We start from the raw sequence: 22,460 nt of genomic DNA on the forward strand, positions 1-22,460 counted from the left end.
CGTCGTACTTTTCTTTATAACTGAAAAATATAATTCTTAGTAGCTTTATCACGCAATGAACATTATTGATACCAAAAGCATTTCCAAAATGTATGAAATGGGTAGTGAGACCATTCATGCTCTGGAATCTATTTCAATACAAATCAAAAAAGGGGAATATGTTGCCTTCATGGGACCATCCGGTTCCGGCAAATCCACCCTTATGAATATTGTAGGTTGTCTGGACACGCCATCTTCGGGAGAATACATCCTCAATGGACACGATGTCAGTGATCTGAGTGATGATGAACTGGCCGAAATCAGAAATAAGGAAATAGGATTCGTCTTTCAAACCTTTAACCTGCTGCCAAAGTCAACTTCATTGGAAAATGTGGCATTACCGCTCATTTATGCAGGATACGACAAAGAAGAACGTGACGAAATGGCTCGAAAGGCCTTAGCTAATGTGGATTTGGAAAACCGTGCAGACCATAAACCCAATGAGCTCTCCGGGGGACAAAGACAGCGTGTGGCTATCGCCAGGGCTTTGGTTAATAATCCAAGTATTATCCTTGCGGACGAACCTACCGGAAACCTGGACTCCAAGACCTCCTACAGTATTATGGATCTTTTCGCAGAACTTCATAATAGAGGCAACACGATCATCATGGTTACGCATGAAGAAGATATTGCAGAATATGCTCATCGCATTATCAGACTCAAAGACGGATTAATAGAGTCCGATATAAAAAACGAAAACATCAGACAGGCTGTACCTGTTTAACCCTCTATGTCCATTAAGATTTATACCAAAACCGGCGATAAAGGCCAGACATCTTTACTCGGAGGAAAAAAAGTGGCCAAATCGAGTATAAGAATTGAGTCATATGGCAATATCGATGAGCTCAATTCATTTATCGGACTACTCAAAGATCAACCCGAGGTGGAAGCCAAAATCAAACAGCAGTTTTATTGGATCCAGGAGCATTTGTTTTCCATCGGCTCCATTTTGGCTTCTGAAAATGGCTTTTCGGGATTTGAATTACCTCAAATTGGGGAAACACATATTAAACAACTAGAAGTTTGGATTGACAAATACACTACTGAACTGCCTGAATTAAAGAATTTTATACTTCCGGGAGGTCACCAAGTTGTATCTTTGTGTCATGTTTGTCGTACTGTATGTCGCAGGGCGGAACGCAGCATTACCCAACTCCATTCCGAGGAGCCCGTTGATGAACATATCATTCCGTTCATTAACCGACTTTCGGATTATTTTTTTGTGATGTCAAGAAAAATGAGTCAGATATTACAAATCGCTGAAGTTCCGTGGAAGCCACAGCTCGACGATTAAAATTTAGTGGTATGACTGAGACAATGGAAATTAAAATCAAGAAGACAACCAATTCCAAATTGGAGAGTACGGATCTGACTAATCCTGTTTTTGGGAAAGTCTATTCCGACCACATGTTTATTGCAGACTACGCCAATGGCGAATGGGGTGATCTAAGGATTGTTCCTTATGGCAACCTGAGTATCAGCCCGGCCAACACCACACTGCACTACTCTTCAACCATTTTTGAAGGACTGAAAGCCTACAGAGGAAAAAATGATGAAATACTTGTTTTCCGACCTGAAGCAAATGCAAAGCGTTTGATCAAAAGTGCGGAACGTATGTGCATGCCGGCCGTTCCGGAAGAGCTATTCATGCAAGCTATGACTGAGCTTCTGAAACTGGATTCTTCGTGGGTGCCAGGTGAGCCGAACACCTCCTTGTACATTCGTCCGTTCGAAATTGCGATGGATCCTTACGTTGGCATTCGCCCGTCTGACACGTATTCATTTATCATTATTACAGGCCCAGTAGGTGCTTACTACTCTAAGCCTGTAAAGGTGAAGATTGAAAAACATTATACCCGTGCTGCTGAAGGTGGTACTGGTTTTGCCAAGACAGGTGGAAATTATGCTGCGGCATTGAAGCCTGCTGTCGATGCGGCAAAACAGGGTTATGACCAATTGATCTGGACGGACTCTAAAACGCATGAGTATGTTGAGGAATCAGGCACCATGAATCTGATGTTTGTAATTGATGACACTCTGGTGACAGCTCCTGCGGGAGACACTATTCTTCATGGGATCACCAGAGATAGTATTCTTACCCTTGCCAAAGATATGGGCATGGAGGTAGAAGAAAGGCCTGTGAGCGTGAAGGAAGTCGTGGCTGCCATTGAAAAAGGTACACTTCAGGAGGCATTTGGTGCGGGTACTGCTGCGACAGTGGCGCAAATTCAAACGATCAGCAATGATGGTATTGATTACGAGCTACCTGCTATCGAGACCAGAAAATATTCTAACGGATTTCTTGACACCCTCAACAAGATCAAGACCGGAGAAATTGAAGATAAACACGGATGGGTTTATAAAATTTAGGAAGCAATGTCACATTGAGCTGCCATGAATCGGCTGGTTGAAATGTGACCGTTAATAATCGAATCCCACCTGATTGATCGGGTGGGATTTTTTGTTATCCAAATAACAATTCAGTTATATTATATTTTACGCTTTATTTGTCACCCCGAAGAATGAGGAATCAATCTGGAAACCTTTAGTGTAACTTGAAAAAGCACAATCAGCCTTTTTACCGCCGAGAACACTAAGGGCGCAAAGGACTATTTTTTGGTAAATCTCGATTCTCCTTTATTAGATAAAACCACTTTTCATTCAGAGAAAGAAGGCTGTAATTCTCCAATAAGACTTTAGTCACCACCGTCTCTGTTCTCTCGGCCATCTCCGTGGTGAGAGAAAAGGAGGGAATTCTCATCTCAGAATGTCTCTATTAAAAAAGCACAATCGCCCCGCAACTTTATTGGTTTATCCAAAAATGAGGGATCTTCCTCTTTCGATAAACCGATAGTTTAAAGTAAGATTCCACTAGCCATCCGCCTCCTAAAGTGGAAATGACAATACTGATTTGTCAGCACCTAAACCTGCCTTCAGGTATAGACAATTGGACGCATTGGAGCAGCATTTAAGTAATAAATTCTGACAATGTGTCACAATCTGTCTGACATAAACCAATCAAAACGCGGTTGGCACAACCATTGATCAATTGGAATTGAATTTGAATTTTAGAAAATCTTAATAATAAATAAACGGACATGGGAAAAATTATCGGCATAGACCTAGGTACCACCAACTCCTGCGTGGCGGTAATGGAGGGTAACGAGCCTGTAGTGATTCAAAACAGCGAAGGGCGAAGAACCACACCATCTATCGTCGCGTTCCTGGACAATGGTAACGGCGAAAGAAAAGTTGGTGACCCGGCTAAGCGTCAGGCGATCACTAACCCACAAAACACCATTAGCTCAGTGAAGCGTTTCATGGGTAAGAAATTTGGTGAGGTTGCAGAAGAAAGAAAAAACGTTTCATACGGACTGGAGTCTGGCAGCAATGACGTGGTAAGAGTTAAAATCGGTGACAGAAATTATACACCACAGGAAATTTCTGCAATGATCCTTCAAAAAATGAAGTCAACCGCAGAAGACTTCTTGGGTCAGGAAGTAGCAGAAGCTGTGATCACCGTTCCGGCATACTTTAACGATGCTGAGCGTCAAGCAACCAAAGAAGCTGGTCAAATCGCAGGACTTGATGTAAAAAGAATTATCAACGAGCCTACTGCTGCAGCACTGGCTTACGGTTTGGATAAGAAAAATGCTGACATGAAAATCGCGGTGTATGACCTTGGTGGTGGTACATTCGATATTTCAATACTAGAGCTTGGTGATGGCGTATTTGAAGTAAAATCTACCAACGGAGATGTTCACCTTGGTGGTGATGACTTCGACTCTGTAATCATGAACTGGTTGGCAGAAGAATTTAAAAGCGATGAAGGAATTGATCTAAGAAAAGATCCAATGGCCCTTCAAAGACTAAAAGAAGCTGCGGAGAAAGCTAAAATCGAGTTGTCTTCTTCTTCATCTACGGAGATCAACTTGCCATACATCATGCCGGTAGACGGAGTGCCAAAGCACCTTGTACGAAGCCTGAGCAGAAGCAAGTTTGAACAACTAAGTGATGACCTGATCAGAAGATCTATGGAGCCTTGTAAAAAAGCCTTGGCTGATGCCGGACTTTCTGCTTCAGAAATCGACGAAGTGATTCTTGTGGGTGGTTCAACTCGTATTCCTAAGATCCAGGAAGAAGTTGAGAAATTCTTCGGTAAGAAGCCTTCAAAGGGAGTTAACCCGGATGAGGTGGTTGCAATCGGAGCAGCTATCCAAGGAGGTGTACTAACGGGTGAAGTAAAAGATGTACTTCTTCTAGATGTGACTCCACTTTCTCTGGGTATTGAAACACTAGGTGGTGTATTCACCAAATTGATTGAGTCGAATACGACAATCCCTAGTAAAAAATCTGAGACATTTTCAACTGCCGCTGATAACCAGCCTTCTGTAGAGATTCACGTCCTACAGGGAGAGCGTCCGATGGCAAAAGACAACAGATCAATCGGAAGGTTCCACCTGGATGGAATTCCACCGGCACCTAGAGGAGTACCTCAGGTAGAAGTGACTTTTGATATTGATGCGAATGGTATCCTTCATGTATCAGCTAAAGACAAAGGAACTGGTAAAGAGCAGAAAATCAGAATTGAAGCTTCTTCCGGATTGTCAGATGAGGAAATCGAAAAAATGAAGCAAGAGGCGCAAGCCAACGCTGACTCTGATAAAGCGGCAAAAGAAAAGGTAGAGAAAGTGAATCAGGCTGATTCATTGATCTTCCAAACTGAAAAGCAGTTGAAAGACTATGGTGATAAACTTTCTGATGGTAATAAAACGGCTATCGAAGGGGCATTGACCAAGTTGAAAGAAGCACATGCTGCTCAGGATGCTGAAGGTATCGATGCAGGAATGGAAGCTTTGAACAACGCATGGCAAGCTGCTTCTCAGGAAATCTACGCAGCACAACAGGCTGCTGAAGGCGCTGAGAAAGCTCAATCTACCGATGCAGAAGGAGGAGGAGATGCTGCTGGCGGTTCTGACTCTGATGTATCAGATGTAGAATTCGAAGAGGTTAACGACGAGAAGAAGTAAGTCGCAACGCGACACGAATACTTCAGACCATACATAGGTCAAAACCGGATCGTCCCACCTCGGTGGGTAAATTCTCGAAGTAAACCAATGTTATAAATCACAAACCCTCTATCGTTGATAGAGGGTTTTTTGTTGTGAGAAAGGCAGGCCTTGAGGTTCATGACAGATTGATATATCGATTATTCGCCTTTATTATAAAATATGAAAAAATTATGATTTTTTATCATAAAACACTCATTATCAGCGGGTTGATTGTATGGAGATACTCCTTCTTGTATTCTTATTATTTGTGTTAATAAATCAGCTAATCGCACGACGAGATAAGTCGATCAAAGAACATCACGCCTTTTGGTTTAAAAGGTATAAGCGGCCTTGAGAAAATGCGTTAAGAAAGTTCCGAGCAGAGCGTCGAAAATTCATACTGTCTGACCAAAGGGAGTTTATGAATTTTCAGCGGAGCGAAGGAAATTTTAGCCAATTTTCTCACAGCCTCGATTTTTTTGGTTCTTTTTGGGTCAAGCCAAAAATGAACAGAAAGTTGCTCCGTAGCCTGCGGAAGGAAGCTCAAGAAAATTTTTTAAATTATCTCAATAAAAAAGGGGCTCTCGCCCCTTTCATTATTTCTTATCCCCACTCTCCTTCGGTTTAGGAGGTTTAGGTTTTTCTTCCTTAGGTGGCGCTACCACCTCTTGAGCCTCTTTGACCTCTGCAGCCATGGCTTTGATTTCATCCGGAGACTTACCTTTCAGGTATTCCGGCAACTCCATCCCCGCCATTCCAAACATTTCCTGAAGCGGCGGCACTGACTTATAAAGTCCGGAGATGAAGTTGGCAGTGGAAGACTTGTCATTGGTTCCATTACCACTCTCCCAAACAGTGATTTTATCGATTTTAATGTTTTTGATCGCTTCTGTTTGCAGTCTAACCAGTTCATCCAGTTTATCCGCAACAATCAATAGCACGGCATCCCTCGAGTTATTTCCTGCGGCTGCAACCAGCTGTTTAAACCCTTCCGCCTGCTTCGTCAAAACTTCATAAATACCCTTCGCCTCTGCTTCCTTTTTAAATAGAATCGCATCGGCCTCACCTCGTGCCCGGCGTCTGATCATTTCCGCTTCCGCCTCAGCAGCAATCTCTACTTTCTCCTTATCAATCCTCGCCGGAACGACTATATCAGCGGTCTGACTTGCCTGATCTCTCTCTGCTCTGGCTCTTTCCGCCTCTTGTTCCGCTGCATAGGCCTCCTCCAATGCCTTCGCAGATTGTACCTTTTCAGCAGCGATCGCTATTTTTTGCGCCTCAGCCTCCTTCTCTCTTCTCGCCGCATCGGATTGTGCGATTTTAATTTTGGCCGTATTTTCTCCTTCCACCGCCATGGCGTCCGCTGATGCCACTTTCACTCTTTGGTCCTGATGAGCATTGGCCTCACCAATTGATCCATCCCTTTCTTTCTCTGCTACGCTTTTACGAGCATCGTTGATCGCCTTTGCTGCTGCTTCTTTTCCAAGTGCCTCAATATATCCTGACTCATCTTTAATATCCGTAACGTTCACGTTGATCAGTTTCAAACCAATCTTCTTGAGTTCGGCTTCCACATTTGACGCGACATTCGCCAGGAACTTATCCCGATTACTATTAATCTCCTCAATATCCATAGTGGCTACAACCAAACGCAATTGACCGAAGATGATATCCTTAGCCAGGTCATGAATACTCTCCTGCGAAAGTCCAAGCAAACGCTCTGCTGCATTGGTCATCACACCTTCTTCTGTAGAGATACCAACAGTAAACCTTGATGGCACATCCACACGGATATTTTGTCTACTCAAGGCATTCGTCAGCATCACCTCAATAGATATTGGGGTTAAGTCCAAAAATTCATAATCCTGAATGATCGGCCAAATAAAAGCCGCCCCTCCATGAATACACTTGGCAGATCTTCCTAGGTCATCCGCACCTTTGCCCACCTTTCCATATACAACCAGAATACGATCAGAAGGACATCTTTTATAACGACGAAAGAGTCCTATCAGCAGTATGAAAACAAATATGACAACTGCTGCAACAATGAGGATAAATAGTCCTGCCATTTACTTTTTAGATTTAGTAACTACGAGAGTATTGTTATTAATTACATCGATTACAGATACGACCGTTCCGGTTTGAAGGTCTTGTTCGTCATCGGAGATGGCTTCCAACTCACGGAGCGATCCCTGAACTTTGATCTGAACCTTACCGATATTTTCACGAGATGCTTTTATGGGGAGGTACACCTGTCCAACGCCACCAATTGCGTTATTGATTGACAAGGTCCCAGAATCACTTAATTGACTGAAATAATAAAAAATAGCTGCCATCAACACCATCATACCCAACCCTGCAAAAAAGGCCCACATGAGTGAACTGAATTCTGAAAAACCTGACTCCAGGCATGCCAACCCCGTCCATGCAAAAAGCGTAAAGAAGCCAACAAAGTTTTTGAGGGTAAAAAACTGAAAACCCGCTCCATGATCAGCCTCAATATCCGTATCAACCGGACCCTCGGCATCCAGGTCTCCAGCCACGAAAGTCATAATCATTTGGATCAGGAAAATGAGGCTAAATGGAATAGCAAAGCCCCAATAAATTTGTTGAAGGTTTGTTAATGAACTCCACCATTCGGACATATAGGATCGGTTTGGGTTAAATGTTGCGTTAAAATATTTCTTTTTTCCTTAAAGTCATTGACGTTAGTTGCAAAATCTTCCTTTAAACGGAACTAATTCAATAACTCCACTTAACCCTGAAATAAACAACCTTGGAAACAGCATGATAATCACCGTTGAGGTTCTCACCAAAGTAAAGTTGACTAATAAGATCGAGGTCCAGGTTTTGCAGAACTGAGTAAGTAACGTAAGGATTGATAAAAACGGATGCGTCCGAAGGAAAGAAAATATTCGAAAGGCCCAGATTTACCAGCGGATGCACGGGATAGGAAGCCTGCACAAAGGTGGACATGCGATAGGGAGAAAGCGATTTAATATCGAGGTTAGACCTCGTATCCACAACAAATAGATCGGATTTCTTCTGTCCGAAAGAGGAATACAATACCGCACCATTGAAATAAAGTGAATTTGAAAACAGGTAGTCCAAGGTGGTGGATACCAACCAGCCCTGTTCATTAGAGTTAAATTGATTTAGGTAGGTAAGCTCCCCTTTGAACCCGGCGTTTCCAAGATTCCCGGCCCATCCAGAACCCAGGGCCAGATGGTTTTGCATGACACCACCCAGAAACTGAATATCATAATTCCATTTATTGAACTGATAACGACCGGCTGCTGTGAGTTCCTCAAAACTGTCAGCGACCTTGATTGCAAAGTCTACCTCTGAAGCAAAACCCGTGTATTTCTTAATCCTCAAAGCGTCACTTCCCGGGCGCTCTTCATAGTCAAAGTCATAAAATGAATAGGTATTGAATAGATCGTTAGGGTTCCAGGCCAGGTTCACTCCCCAATTGATACGTTGACGGCCGGCGGTAACCTCCCAATCATTCTTGTTCCACTGTAAATAAAGGCGGTCGATCATGGTGTGAATGACCACCCGGTTGTTATTGACAGACATCCATGACAGATCAAAGTAGTCATCATTCACGTCAATGAAACGTCCATAATCCGGAATAAGGCCCACCACATCTCCATGAAAGACCCTGGTTCGGAATTCTATTTTACCGGTGAGATGTTCATTGGGATACCAGGCCACATTTAACCTGTGATGAATGAGATTGTCAATGAGGGTGGAATCACTATCAACAAAATTGAAAGTGGACATATCCTTCAGGTATCCTTTTAAGAGCCATTTTTTTTCGTCTTCAGACTGCGCATACCCTCTAAGAGATAAAAGAAATAAGAAGCACGTAACGAGTAGATAATACCTCATTTTCGCTCATCCTTCACTACTCGTCCATCTTCCAACGTAATAACCCGCCTGGCTTTTTCAATCACACGCTGGTCATGCGTGGAAAAAACAAAAGTGGCACCTTCTTCCCGGTTCATGTCCGCCATGATATCCAGAAGGGAACTCGTAGACTTCGAATCCAAATTGGCGGTTGGTTCATCAGCCAATATGAATTGAGGTTTTGATGCCAAGGCACGAGCAACCGCCACACGTTGTTGCTGACCTCCGGAAAGCTGAGAAGGTCGTTGATTAGCCTTTTCGGCTATTCCCATTTGGCTTAGCAATTCCATTGCCCGGGCCTCACGGTCCTTTTTAGTCCTTTTTTGAAGTAGCATAATGAACTCTACATTTTCCATAGTCGTCAGTACCGGAATGAGGTTGTAGGCCTGAAAGACAAAACCTATGTTCTTCAACCGAAAGTCAATCAACTGGCCATCATTGAGGGATGTGATGTCCGTATTCGCCAATTCAACGCTACCCGAAGTGGGGTGGTCCAGTCCCCCAAGAATATTCAGTAATGTGGTTTTACCGCACCCGGAAGGCCCCACGATGGCCGTAAATTCACCCCTATCAATTTCCAGAGTTACGCCATTCAGCGCATGTACGGGAACTACAGTGTGATTATAAATTTTCGTGATGTTTTCTGCTTTGATGATGCTCATGATCAAAAAATTAGATACTAAATCATATGTAATGCTTCAACCGGCTTCAGCCTAACTGCCTTCCAGGCCGGGTAGACGGCTCCAACAAAAGCCGTTATCAATACGGCAATAACAATTTGAAAATAGGTACCGGATTCTATGTAGGGATATAGGATAGAACTGTACCCAAATGACTCTAGTCCTTCTGAGTATTGAGAAAGATCGACCCCGGTCTCGGAGAAATAACGAATGGTTAGATACCCGAGGCCTAAACCTATAGGAGCTCCCAATATTCCAAGGAAAATGGTTTCCAATAACACCAGGGAATATACACGCACCTTGGACATCCCCACCGCCATTAGCATTCCCAATTCCCTTGTGCGTTCCAATACGGCCATCAGCATCGTATTGATGATTCCAAAGACCAATGCAAGCATGATAATGACCATCAAAACGTATAGCATACTACCATACATTTCCTGCATCATATCCATCTCAGGAGAGATCTCCCTCCAGGTTTCAATCAAATCGTCGGGATACTTTGATTGATACTCGTCCACCACTATTTTTTCATCAAAATGTGGTTCTGTCAGTATGGCTAGTTCATGAACCAGCCCACCCAATCCCAGTAATCTGGTCAGATCCTCTTGCTTCACAAATGCATACTGTTTGCTGATGTTAACCGAGGAACTTTTTACAATGCCATCCACACGAAAAGCTGCTGAGGTAATGTTTCCGTTGGCATCATTGAAAGTAAGCACCACTTTGGATCGTTCGGACACTCTCAGTTCCTCCGCCAGTTGATTTCCAAGGACAATCGGGTTACGGCGAACATTCTGAAAAAAACTCCCCTCGGTGATCAGGGAATCCACAGCGGTCACCCTTGTCTCGTTAGCCACATCCACACCACGGATCTGAACTCCTGATGCTTTCCGGGGAGAGGCGATCATTCCATTTACCAATGTACGGGTGGTCGTTGCTTTCACTCCCTCCCAGTGTCTCAGCTCATCGGCTTTTTGTTCTCCATTCGGAATGGTGAATTGCACATCTCTATCCGTTTTAAAATCTGGATGATGCACCTGCAGATTGGAAACATCATGATTGATAATATCGGCCATATACCCTACCATAAAGGCATTCATGGCACCGGTGGCAAAAATCAATGCCCAGATCCCGACCACGATGGATCCCATAACCACCAGGCTACGGCCCTTATTTCTCCAAATATTTCTCCAGGCTATTATGAACAACATCTTATTAGTATTTATGCCTCTCGCATGGCTTTAACCGGCTTCAGTCGCTGCAATACAATCAAAGGATACAACCCAAGGATCATCGCCAGAATCAGTATCACCCAGGCCTGACTATAAAAAATGGAAGGCTGCAGTGAAAAGAAATAGGCTGCCTCAAACCCAAATTTCTCAATGGCTTCCGCTGATTCTCCCGAGAAATAAATGGGGTGATAATGATAGTAGATGAGAAAAGGAAGGGTGATCAATACCCCAATCCCCACTCCGATGGCCGACATCATGGCCATCTCTAAAAATATGATGACTTGCAACTGTATGCGCTTCATCCCAACAGAAATCAACACACCAAATTCATACATACGCTCCGCGGTCATCATCAGAAACGTGCCGAACATTCCAAAACCGATGACCGTATAAAGTATCCATGTCATCAATTTGCCACTGATATTATCTATTTCGATTCCCTGAACCAGGTCAGGCATCAACATTTTCCATCCCATTACCTCCATGGTCTCCGGATCAATCTTCTCCGAAATTTGAGAGACGACACGATCAACATGCTTAGCCTTATCAATCACCAAGGCAAGCGTGGTCAATCGATTTTGTGCAGCATAGAGCCACTGTGCCTCCCTGAGAGGTAAGTAAATGGTCTGATTATTTTGTGCAGGTGAACGAAACTTGATGATGCCGTTCACCGGATATATCCCCACAGCAGTGGCTCCATGATACCCCTGCCCCATCAGTACCACCGAGTCTCCTTTGCTTACTTTCAAATAGTTGGCAAGACCTTCCGATATCAAAATCGACTTATCCTCAGGAGTGATACCTGCACCTTCAACCAGTTTCTCGCCGTATTGTGTCAACCTGTTTTCCAGTTCGGGGTCGATACCTAACACCAGGCAACCCTTCGTTTTTTGCTCAAAAGAAGCCAGTGCAAAAGACTCTACCCTTGGCACCACTTCCTGAACCCCCGGTGTTCGGGAAATGCTATCAATAAGGCCGCTGTCAAAAGAAAAACTGTTGTCGATCGTCTTTTCATCCCAGTATCCCTTCTGATGCACCTGCACGTACCCGGTATAAAATCTGGCCGCATTTTCTATCATACGCTCATATGAACCTAGCTGCATCGAACGCATGAAACAGGCCAATAACACCGCAAAAGCAATAGAACCAATGGTTATATAACTTCTGCGTTTGTTTCGCCAAATATTTCGCCATGCCAGTATGATGTACATCACTGAAGAGTTAAATGATTCACCGTACTCGTTTCATATTTTGTAAGGAAAAGAAGGAATCATCCATTGGCTGATCAAATTCCATATCCTTATAAGTAATCACTGTTCGTTGGTCCGGGTTCTCAGCGGGTATGACCTCCATCTTTGTTGGGATAACACGCCCACCCATCTCCCTGATATCAGACATGATCATGGTGTTTATCAGGTACTCGTCTTCATCATAGTATTTTATTAGTAGCTCGAGATAATCCTTTTTATCAATGTATACCTCCAATCGGCCCCAAACCACTGCCGCATCGGGCTTCGGTATCAATTCAATTTTCCATGCTTCCCTCATTCCAATAATTGTGTCCCCAAGCATTTCATGGTCGTAATCTTCTACAATCGAAGATTGCTTGACCAGATCATCATTGGTAAAATCTGACCCCATCCAGGACTGCATCATCATCGATGGCGGCATTTTGATCACCCGGTTAATGGTCGGCTGCCAATTCCATAGCTCTGTTTCCCTCTTTAAAAAAGCCGATCCCTGATCCCGAACCGGAGCCGTGATCAACACCAGGCTGTATTCCGTCCCCTTCGTCCAGCTCTTCATTTGGATTTCTCGTGACCAATCCGGGCGGATAATCTTCATGACCATCTCTGCCCGATTAGTCTCCCCTTGCATTTTTTGATTGGCTCTTTCTATAATCTCACTGGCCGACTGAGCAAAGACGAGCTGACCAACAATAAAAAACAGGGATAAAATCAATATTCGTTTCATGGCCTTTACTATTTAAGCACAGTATTTTTTGATCAGCATTTCTTCTATTTCGTCTAGTGGATAATCTTCCTTGATAACCAGGTATTGAACACCAATACCATCAAAAATCGTCGACAAAATCCTGGCCTCCGTTTTATAATCCTCCATGCCAATTTGCTGCAACAGTTGCTCAAGGAGTTCCACGTATCCTTTCATCTTGGTTGTTGCCAACTCGTGCACAAAATCGAATCGATCAACATGAAGAGTCATGCCAAATATGAGTCTGTTCATTTTTTCATGATCTCTCAGCCATCGAAAGATCATCCGAAAGATATTCTTAAGGGTCTGCTTAGGGTCTTCATCAAACAAGTCGGCCATCATCTGATCACCAATCGCCGTGAGATCCTCAATGAGCACCTTTAGTACTGCTTCCTTGCTCTCAAAGTAGTTATAGATCAACCCTTTCGAAACACCTGCAACTTTCGCTATTTGGGCGATAGAAGTGTTTTCATATCCTGTAGTACCGAATAGCTCAAGTGAAGCATCCAGAATTTTCCTGATAGATGCCTCTCTTAACTCTTCAAACTGTTGTTTAGACCTTGGACTCATTTTATGACTGAACGGTTAGTCAATTAAAAAGTTGCAATGATTGCGCATTATAAAATACCAAACAGGAGTAATGCCTTATTTCGTAAGTGCTATTTATTATTAGCAGGAAAACATTACTTTGGCTTTTGCTAGAAAAAGCTAAAATGTAGTAGCCTAAGCAAGATTTAAAAGAAGTACAGACGATCGATTAGCCTTTGGAACAAATACACGCCTACTATAAAGAACGCTTTGATATATCCGAGAAGGATTGGGGAATATTCTCGTCTAAATTGATTCAACAAAAATTCTCAAAACACGAGCCCATTCTGAATGAAGGACAAACAGAAAATTACCTTTCGTTCGTAGAAAGTGGTATTGTACGACTTTATATTCCAAAGCTCGATAACGATCTCACTTTTGGGTTTGTTTTTGAGGGTTCCTTCATGAGCGGTTACGACTCTTTCATCACCCAATCTCCCTCAAAATATGCCGTGCAAGCTATTACAGATACCATACTATGGAGAATAACTTATGACGATTTACAGACCGTTTATGTGGAAAGCGAAATCGGAAACCTGATCGGAAGGGAGGCAAGCGAAGAGCAGTTTCTGATAAAATCTAAAAGAGAGCTTTCATTATTAAATAATACAGCCGAAGAGCGCTATCTAAATCTATTTACTGAGAGACCCGAATTGCTGAAGAAGGTTCCGCTCAAGTATATAGCCTCCTATATTGGAGTCACCCCACAGGCTTTGAGCAGGATCAGGAAACGAATTAGTTAACCCAGGTTCATTGCGGTTTAGCGTACATAAGTGGAATTTTGAACAAAAAACTCCGCTATGAAACCGTTCATTCTACTCATTATCGTTTTTCTGCTTGCTCTTGGGGTCATTAAACTTTCTTCAGGACAGTTCAATGCTGCGCTTGCAGGCAGAATTGCTATGGCTTGTATGCTTGTATTCACGGCTATTGGACACTTTGCTTTTACCGACGGAATGGCCGCCATGATTCCCGATTTTCTGCCTTATAAAACCGAATTGGTATTCGCTACCGGAATCGCGGAACTGCTTTTCGCTATTGGCCTGCTGCTTCCAAATTTCACGGGCTATACCGGCTGGTTACTCATCATGTTTTTTATTCTTATTCTTCCAGCAAATGTAAAAGCTGCAATAGACGGAGTTAATTACCAAACAGGGGAACTCACGGGGCCCGGGCTCACCTACCTATGGTTCAGGATACCCTTACAGTTATTGTTCATAGCCTGGGTATACTTTTCGGCAGTCAGAAGTTAGCTAAATCAAGTAAATTAGTAAATGATACAGACGAATCTGTATGCCTCTTTTTGACCTTCTGATCATCGAAAAATGTCATGGGGCTATATGACAAATACATATTGCCGAAAGTCATAGACTGGACCTGCCAGCAAAGGCCCAACATGAAGCAAAGGGAAAAAGTGGTCCCACTCGCCTACGGAAATGTTCTTGAAATTGGAATTGGTTCAGGACTCAATCTCCCCTTTTATGACCAAGAAAAAGTCAAAAGTCTCATTGGCGTAGATCCAGCCGAGGAAATATGGCGAGAAAATGAGGTCGATGCTCACTCACTTCCATTTGAATTTCATTTTATTAAGGCTTATGCAGAGCATACTCCCATTGATAACCATTCTATTGACTCTGCTGTAGTCACTTATAGTCTTTGTTCCATCCCGAACTTGGCCGCCACCTTCGAGGAGCTCAAGAGAGTAATGAAACCGAATGGTACGCTGATATTTTGTGAACACGGCAAGGCTCCGGACAAAGCAGTTGAAAAATGGCAAAATCTTATCAACCCTGTATGGAAGAGGCTTGGCGGAGGTTGTAACCTGAACAGGGATATACCGGAGATAATCAAAGCGAATGGATTTAAAATCAACCATTTGGACACCATGTACATTCCCGGATGGAAGCCCGCCTGCTTTAATTACTGGGGGAGCGCCACAGTCAATTAGTTCGATACCTACCCGAACACAGTGGCTGGATCGTTCAGCTCGATGGATATTGGAGCTTTCGCTGTCGCAGATTAAGCGCGATTTTGACTCCTTTTTCATATTGTCAACCGTTCGTCAGGCGGTTACAATTCGTTAACATCTCAGAGAAATGGCTTTTCCCATTCATCTATTTTGTCCTCACTCCATTAAATTGAGAATTGATTTCCCGCTCCTAAAACATTAGTCCACTCTCTTTTAAGTAAGAAAAGTGCATTTACACCCCACCAACCCCAATCCAGCATCCAACTACCAGAAGTATCTCTGGTGCCGAAACCTCATTGAGATTGGGTTACGTCTTTTCATGATTACGATTTTCATTGTCATCACCCAGACTTGTTTTGGTCAGGTAACCATTGTGGTTGAGTCAATTCCAAATGCAACACCACCTTCAGATACTATTTTCCTAACCGGGAATTTTAACAACTGGAGAACAAATGACCCCGAGTATATACTACGAAAGCAACTGGATGGGAAACTAGCCTTTCGCTTCGATAAACCTGCGTACACAGAAATAGAATATAAGTTTACCAGAGGCAGTTGGGTGAAAGTTGAGTCAAGCCCATCCAATCAATACATGCCTAACCGAAAACTAGTCGTGACCGAGGAGTCACCGGTAGTGTATACAACTATTGACAACTGGCAGGATTTAGGTGGAGCTCAACCTATAAGCCTGATTGCATTTTATTATTCATCCGTAGCGTTTCTTGCTTCCATTCTGCTGTTTTTAATCTACAGAACCAATAAAAAAGATCCGGTGCGCATGAAGGTCTTTACCATTTTTAACGGCTTCATGGTGACCGTTTTCAGTGCCGCCGTCGTCCTCCAGGTGGCAAACGCCATTTGGATTAACCATGTGGAAATGATCCTTCAGGTTACTCTGTTTTTGTGGGGGCCATTGGTTTACTCATTTCTTCTGGGATTCAGAAAAAATCCATTTAAGGTCAAAATGAGCTGGTTAATTCTGCCTGCTTTTGGCATGATCGTGTTGACGGTAATGGAAATTAAGAACTTGGAGCTGGTCAATTTTATGAATTCGCACTGGAGAGGCCTTAACCATGGCTACGTCGGAATTTGCTCTGCGGCGGCCATCAACACGGCTATTTGCTTATGGCTTTCGTATAAAACCATTTTCGATATCAATCCTAATCGAAAAGTCACAAATCAATTCACCAAATGGTTCTTTAACCTAAACCTACTTGTAGCAATCCTCCTTTTTGGAGGTTTTTGTGGATTTGCATTTCAAATCCCTGAACTAATGATGGAAGACTATGATCCGATCTTTGTAATACTATCGGCTCTTGTCATTGTGGAAATGTACTATTTGTGGCGGTTCCCTGAAATCCTGAGTGAAGCCCCTGCACCATCAGCGCCGATAGCCCTCGAGCTAAAGGAAGAGCTTGAAAAGCTAATGATTGAAGAGCAGGCATTCAAAAATCCGGAATTAAGCAAAGCTGAATTATCTCAACTCCTCGACACCAAGCCGCACGTACTTTCCAAAATGATCAATGACTATTACGGTAAGAATTTCAGAGACTATATCAATAGCTACAGAATCATGGCGTTCATCAAACTCGCTGAGGAGGGGCAGTTAGAAAGATTCACATTTCTTGCTCTGGCCCATGAGGTTGGCTTCAATTCAAAATCCACCTTTAACCTGGCCTTTAAGAAATACACTAACGAAAGTCCGCGCGATTACTTCAAGGAAAGAATCAGGAAATGACCATTTTTCTTTTCCAACAAGAGTCCTTTTCAGCGACTTTAATTCGTCCTATATTAAAAAATAGGACGTTTTTTCACACCCCGTTTAGGACTTTCGAGTCTGCGTTTCATATCCAATTCAATTAAACTAAAGCTAATGACAAGAGCATATTATTTCAGCTTGCTTGTCATGACCCAGGTCCTGGCCACCCAATATTGCATGGCTCAGGATGATGTCATGATGCAGGCATTTTACTGGGATGTACCAGTAGATGATCAGAACAAAAACGGTACCTGGTGGGATAACCTTAGTGGCAAAGCAGCTGCCCTGGATAGTGCAGGGATCACCGGCATCTGGGTGCCCTCTCCTGCTAAAGGTAATTTCGGAATATGGGACATGGGATACGGCATTTTTGACCACTATGATCTGGGTAATTATGATCAAAAAGGCACCGTGGAGACCAGGTTTGGATCTCGCGCTGAGCTCGAATCAATGTTATCCACCATGCACGATAAGGGCATCGATGTTTATGCTGACATTGTACTGAATCATATGTATACCGGAGACAGTGAAGATGAATCGAATCCGGCGGTGAAACAATACGTTTTTGACGAGGCTTATCGCAATGCTCAACAATACTCCCCTTACCCAACCAATGAGATTATTTGGGTGGTAAAAAATGCCACAGCAGGTGACTATTATATTCAAATTGCGGGATACCATCTGGGTAGCACCAATAAAGAAGATCGCGCTTATGACGTTGAAATAGATTACACCGGATCAGGATTCAACGGCTCCTATTCATCAGAATCAGAACCTAATAATGGGAATGGGGATCATAATACTTTTCCAGCATCGGGAAATACCATTCGCGGCTTCATAGAAGTGGGAGACATTGATGAATACAAGGTCTCCGTATCGTCAACCACCGATATTAAAATAAAACTAACGGCCAGAAAAGAAATTGCCGATCCCTACGAGTGGGCATGGGCTGATCAAACTAACGGGTATTATCCCATGGCCATTTGGCATGAAGGATCAAACATTGCCATAACAGCACAGTTGGAGGCCCACACAAACACTGGTGTTAACTACGTAACTCACACCGGCACCGGAGAGCCAAATTACTCCTGGACCTACAACGACTTTCACCCTGTTGATGACAATGACTACCTGGGATACATCGGCACGGATGAAATCGTAACTAACACCAAGTTTTTCGGTAATGACATCAATACCTTTAGCTCAACCGTAGCTACAAGATTTCAGGACTGGGGCGTATGGCTTACTAATGAAATCGGTTTTGATGGATATCGACTTGATTTTGTGAGGGGTATCCAGTCGCAATATGTAGCAGATTGGGTGAAAAATCTTCCATTGGAAAATGATGTGCAGCGATTCATTGTGGGAGAATACTGGGGCCCGGATTATAGGATAAAAGAGTGGGTTAACAATGTTGCAGGTGGAGGAGCCAATGTAAATGGGTTTGACTTTCCGCTCAAGTGGTCACTCAATGATTTGTGCAATGGCGATGGAAGCAGTTATGACATGAGATGGCTTAACCATGCTGGTATGGTCCGAAATGATCAAGGTAACAGTCTTCCCGGATCTTCAGTTGTAACTTGGTTGGAAAACCATGACACAGGTAAAGAGCATGACAAATGGGTGACCAAAGACTGGAAGTTAGGGTACGCTTATATCCTTACTCACGAAGGAAGACCATGCGTATTCTACAACCATTTTTTTGGGGATCAAATGATGGACAGTCATGATAATTATTATAAAATATATCCAGCCATTAGTTTACGTGATGATATTGAGAAGCTCATCTTTGCAAGAAAAACATATCTCGGTGGCTCCCTAACAGTTTTGAGTGAGATTGGAAACCCCTACCCTGCTGAGGATGCATATAATGTATATGTAGCCAGAAGAGATGGTAATGGATTGGAAGGAGAAGCGCTCAAAAGTGGGGCGATCATCGTAATCAGCAACCATGACAGCGAGACCAAAGGCCTTTGGGTAGATAGCTCACCTGAGGGATGGGGAGATTGGAGTAACACAAAATTGATTAATGCATTTGATATGACAGATACCACCGAGGTTATGTCAGATGGCCGCGTATGGATCGAAGCACCGGCCAGAGGATATGCGGTCTATGTTAAGGAAAGTGAATTTGTAAACTACGCCATGGACAGCTCAAAGGTCCAGTTAGGGAATATTGATGAGCAGGAAAATTCAATATTAAACCTTGACGAATCTGCTATGGCAAGGCTATACCCCAACCCTCTGGGTCATGGAAGTTTAATACTAAACCTAAAGACCCCTACATCCCGCCTACTCAATATTAAAATCTATGATGTTCAGGGTAAACTTCGCTTTTCTGAATCATATACGATTGAAGCAGGAAATCAGGATGTAAGTCTGAATGTGGAAGAATTATCACCGGGATATTATATCACGAAAGTCGAGCATGGCACCCAACAAGAAACTCTTCCGCTACTAATTAGATAAAACACTTTTTAAGCCAGCAGTTATCCCCTGTCTTATTATTTAAGGCAGGGGATTTTTTGTACCATTTGATCATCTCGTAAAATTGATCACCGTTTTACCCTCCTCATAAATAAAAATATAGGCCTCTTGAATTGAATATTCATCAATAACACACTCAATAAACGCGTGTAGTTTGTCTGATTTTTAAAATTAGGACGTTTTTTAGAGTGGCTTGTAAGAGTTTCGATGTCGCCTTTTGAAGGCAAACAGAAACAACGTAACTCTAAACACAAGCAAAATGAAAAAACATCTATCTGTCTTAGTGCTTGCTCTAATCTTATTCAGTGCTATCCAAAAGGGATACGCACAGGATGATGTCATGATGCAGGCGTTCTATTGGGATGTACCCGTGGATGATCAAAACCTCAACGGCACCTGGTGGGACAATCTCAACAGCAAAGCAACCACACTTGACGATGCCGGGATCACCGGAATCTGGATCCCTTCTCCCGCTAAAGGCAACTTTGGAATCTGGGACATGGGCTATGGAATATTTGACCACTACGATCTGGGTAATTACAATCAAAAGGGAACGACTGAAACACGATTTGGCTCTAGAGCCGAGTTAGAAGCTATGATGACAGCAATGCATAACAATGGCATTGATGTCTATGCTGACATTGTGCTCAATCATATTTACACAGGAAGCAGCGAAGATGAATCCAACCCTGCTGTGAAACAATATGTCTTTGATGAGGCCTTTAGAAACGGACAGCAATTCTCACCTTACCCAACTAATGAAATCATCTGGGAAATTAACAATGCGACCCCAGGTGACTACTATATTCAGATAGCCGGATATCACCTTGCTAGCACCACCAAAACCGAACGTGGCTACGATCTTGAAATTGATTACAGCGACTCCGGATTTAATGGCAACTATTCCTGGGAAGCCGAACCCAACAATGGAAGTGGCAATTTCAATGTATTTCCTGCTTCTGGAAATACCGTCAGAGGACACATTGAAGTTGGAGACATTGACGAATATAAGGTGACCGTCACTTCGACCACAAATGTGAAAATCAAATTAACCGCAAGAAGGGAAAACACTAACCCATGGGAGTGGGCCTGGGCTGACCAGACTAACGGTTATTATCCTAAAGCCATTTGGTTTAACGGAACCAACATAGCACTTACCACACAACTTGAAGCACACACGAACACGGGGGTCAACTACGTAACTCATACGGGTATCGGAGAACCAAACTATACCTGGGATTACACACATTTTCACCCGGCTGACGATAATGACTGGCTAGGTTATGCAGGAACGGATGAAATAATCACCAACACCAAATTCTTTGGAAATGACCTAAACACTTTTAATACTACAGTAACCGACAGGTATAAGGACTGGGGTGAATGGCTCACCAATGAAATTGGCTTTGATGGTTATCGACTAGATTTTGTAAGAGGTTTTCAAGAACAGTATGTCGCTGATTGGGTAGGCAACCTCCCACTAAAGAAAGGTAAACAAAGGTTCATTGTTGGAGAGTACTGGGGTCCTGACTACCGAATTAAGGAATGGGTTAACAATGTGGCCGGTTACGGAGCAGATGTAGACGGATTCGATTTCCCTTTAAAGTTTTCATTGACTTCGATGTGTAATGGTGATGGCTCCTTTGACATGAGGTCACTCAACCACGCAGGAATGGTTAGAAATGATCAGGGCAACGGCCTACCGGGCACGTCAGTGGTTACCTGGCTGGAAAATCACGACACTGGTAAAGAACATGACAAGTGGGTAACCAAAGACTGGAAAATGGGATACGCCTATCTCCTGACTCATGAAGGAAAGCCTTGTGTTTTTTACAACCATTTCTTCGGCGATATAATGATCGATAGCCATAACAGTTCATATACCGTGACACCGGATCCGGACCTTGACGAGGACATCAAAAAGCTAATTTTCGCCAGAAACACTTATCTCGGGGGTACGCTATCTGTTCTTAGCGAGGTAGGAAACCCCTATCCTTCAGCCGACGCTTATAACGTCTATGTTGCAAGAAGGGACGAAAATGGATTAAATGGAATTAAGGCTAAAAGTGGTGCCATTGTGGTGATCAACAATCACGACAGCCAAACCAAAGGGCTTTGGGTAGATAGCTCACCTGCTGGTTGGGATGACTGGAGTAGCACCATTCTGGTCAATGCATTTGACAATACTGATACTGCTCAGGTATACGCAGATGGTCGGGTTTGGGTAGAAGCTCCTGCAAGGGGTTATGCTGTTTATGTGAAAGCAAACGAATATGTAGAATATAGCAGCGGAAGTGGTGCTCGTTTAGGCTCCCCCGTCGATCTCTCACAAAGTAGCAATGCAGAAATCTCTGCATTTGGGATCTCTAATCTTTACCCTAATCCAGTCTCTGAAGGTCAGTTCACCATGAACCTTGAACTACCAGGGGCCAATGTTGTCAATGTGAAAATCTTTGATATTCAGGGAAAACTTCATTTTTCTGAATCGAGGGAAATGAGCGCCGGGCGTCAGGAAATCAAATTAAACATTGAAGACATGACGGCAGGATACTACATCACAAAAGTTCAATTCGAAGGCGTGACTAAAACATTACCTCTTCTGGTGAGGTAAAAGCTCGGTTCAACCAGCAAAATGATCCCCCACCTTTTCGTGGGGGATTTTTTTTGTTCTCGACATGCAATTAATGCGGTCCCCTAGGTGCAACTATGAACGAAATCTCTAGTCTTTATAACCTAAAGACCCACAAA

General features: G+C 43.2%; 18 protein-coding genes. 10 read left to right on the top strand and 8 right to left on the bottom strand.

Annotation, left to right across the window (positions count from 1 at the left end; translation table 11 throughout):
- Positions 1-55: 55 nt before the first annotated feature.
- From NXR94_RS14635 to dnaK, 4 genes are all read left to right on the top strand, one after another.
- Complete coding sequence (locus NXR94_RS14635; protein WP_308706273.1) at positions 56-763, top strand: ABC transporter ATP-binding protein; 708 nt, start codon at positions 56-58, stop codon at positions 761-763.
- A gap of 6 nt (positions 764-769) precedes the next feature.
- Entirely contained in the window at positions 770-1,333 is a 564-nt protein-coding gene (locus tag NXR94_RS14640; RefSeq protein WP_308706274.1) for a cob(I)yrinic acid a,c-diamide adenosyltransferase, read from the top strand.
- Between the two features lie 11 nt (positions 1,334-1,344).
- Positions 1,345-2,409: a branched-chain amino acid aminotransferase gene (locus NXR94_RS14645; protein WP_258105407.1), complete on the top strand. Its 1,065-nt coding sequence runs from the start codon at positions 1,345-1,347 to the stop codon at positions 2,407-2,409.
- 728 nt (positions 2,410-3,137) lie between these two features.
- Positions 3,138-5,069, top strand: coding sequence for a molecular chaperone DnaK (gene dnaK, locus NXR94_RS14650; protein ID WP_258105408.1), 1,932 nt, complete (start codon positions 3,138-3,140; stop codon positions 5,067-5,069).
- Positions 5,070-5,686: 617 nt separating this feature from the next.
- Here the strand turns inward: dnaK and NXR94_RS14655 are convergent.
- The 8 genes from NXR94_RS14655 to NXR94_RS14690 form a co-directional block, all read right to left on the bottom strand.
- Positions 5,687-7,159 carry a flotillin family protein gene (locus tag NXR94_RS14655; RefSeq protein WP_258105409.1) on the bottom strand — a complete coding sequence of 491 codons (1,473 nt, stop codon included), beginning with the start codon at positions 7,157-7,159 and terminating at the stop codon, positions 5,687-5,689.
- Positions 7,160-7,735 carry a hypothetical protein gene (locus tag NXR94_RS14660; protein ID WP_258105410.1) on the bottom strand — a complete coding sequence of 192 codons (576 nt, stop codon included), beginning with the start codon at positions 7,733-7,735 and terminating at the stop codon, positions 7,160-7,162.
- 97 nt (positions 7,736-7,832) lie between these two features.
- Positions 7,833-8,984 carry a hypothetical protein gene (locus NXR94_RS14665; protein WP_258105411.1) on the bottom strand — a complete coding sequence of 384 codons (1,152 nt, stop codon included), beginning with the start codon at positions 8,982-8,984 and terminating at the stop codon, positions 7,833-7,835.
- The gene (locus NXR94_RS14670; protein WP_258105412.1) at positions 8,981-9,664 is read right to left on the bottom strand and encodes an ABC transporter ATP-binding protein; all 684 of its coding nucleotides are present in this window, start codon (positions 9,662-9,664) and stop codon (positions 8,981-8,983) included. Before NXR94_RS14670 ends, NXR94_RS14665 begins: the two co-directional genes overlap by 4 nt.
- Before the next feature lie 17 nt (positions 9,665-9,681).
- Positions 9,682-10,896 carry an ABC transporter permease gene (locus tag NXR94_RS14675; protein WP_258105413.1) on the bottom strand — a complete coding sequence of 405 codons (1,215 nt, stop codon included), beginning with the start codon at positions 10,894-10,896 and terminating at the stop codon, positions 9,682-9,684.
- A gap of 11 nt (positions 10,897-10,907) precedes the next feature.
- Complete coding sequence (locus tag NXR94_RS14680; RefSeq protein ID WP_258105414.1) at positions 10,908-12,128, bottom strand: FtsX-like permease family protein; 1,221 nt, start codon at positions 12,126-12,128, stop codon at positions 10,908-10,910.
- A gap of 19 nt (positions 12,129-12,147) precedes the next feature.
- Entirely contained in the window at positions 12,148-12,891 is a 744-nt protein-coding gene (locus NXR94_RS14685) for an outer membrane lipoprotein-sorting protein (RefSeq protein WP_258105415.1), read from the bottom strand.
- 12 nt (positions 12,892-12,903) lie between these two features.
- Positions 12,904-13,479: a TetR/AcrR family transcriptional regulator gene (locus tag NXR94_RS14690; protein WP_258105416.1), complete on the bottom strand. Its 576-nt coding sequence runs from the start codon at positions 13,477-13,479 to the stop codon at positions 12,904-12,906.
- A gap of 194 nt (positions 13,480-13,673) precedes the next feature.
- Here NXR94_RS14690 and NXR94_RS14695 point away from each other — a divergent pair, with 194 nt between their 5' ends.
- The 6 genes from NXR94_RS14695 (at position 13,674) to NXR94_RS14720 (ending at position 22,323) form a co-directional block, all read left to right on the top strand.
- A complete protein-coding gene (locus NXR94_RS14695; RefSeq protein WP_258105417.1) occupies positions 13,674-14,240 on the top strand; it encodes a Crp/Fnr family transcriptional regulator in 567 nt (188 codons plus the stop codon).
- Positions 14,241-14,297: 57 nt separating this feature from the next.
- The gene (locus NXR94_RS14700; RefSeq protein ID WP_258105418.1) at positions 14,298-14,750 is read left to right on the top strand and encodes a hypothetical protein; all 453 of its coding nucleotides are present in this window, start codon (positions 14,298-14,300) and stop codon (positions 14,748-14,750) included.
- A gap of 77 nt (positions 14,751-14,827) precedes the next feature.
- On the top strand, positions 14,828-15,445 hold the full coding sequence (locus tag NXR94_RS14705) for a class I SAM-dependent methyltransferase (RefSeq protein WP_258105419.1): 618 nt from the start codon (positions 14,828-14,830) through the stop codon (positions 15,443-15,445).
- A 247-nt stretch (positions 15,446-15,692) separates the two neighbouring features.
- Complete coding sequence (locus tag NXR94_RS14710; protein WP_258105420.1) at positions 15,693-17,204, top strand: helix-turn-helix domain-containing protein; 1,512 nt, start codon at positions 15,693-15,695, stop codon at positions 17,202-17,204.
- A 135-nt stretch (positions 17,205-17,339) separates the two neighbouring features.
- The gene (locus NXR94_RS14715) at positions 17,340-19,694 is read left to right on the top strand and encodes a T9SS type A sorting domain-containing protein (RefSeq protein ID WP_258105421.1); all 2,355 of its coding nucleotides are present in this window, start codon (positions 17,340-17,342) and stop codon (positions 19,692-19,694) included.
- A 277-nt stretch (positions 19,695-19,971) separates the two neighbouring features.
- Positions 19,972-22,323 (top strand): alpha-amylase family glycosyl hydrolase, encoded by a 2,352-nt coding sequence (locus NXR94_RS14720; protein WP_258105422.1) that lies wholly within the window; start codon positions 19,972-19,974, stop codon positions 22,321-22,323.
- The last annotated feature ends 137 nt before the right edge of the window (positions 22,324-22,460 follow it).

Origin of the sequence: Marinoscillum sp. MHG1-6 (assembly GCF_024714475.1) — a bacterium.
Lineage (GTDB): Bacteria > Bacteroidota > Bacteroidia > Cytophagales > Cyclobacteriaceae > JAMZMI01.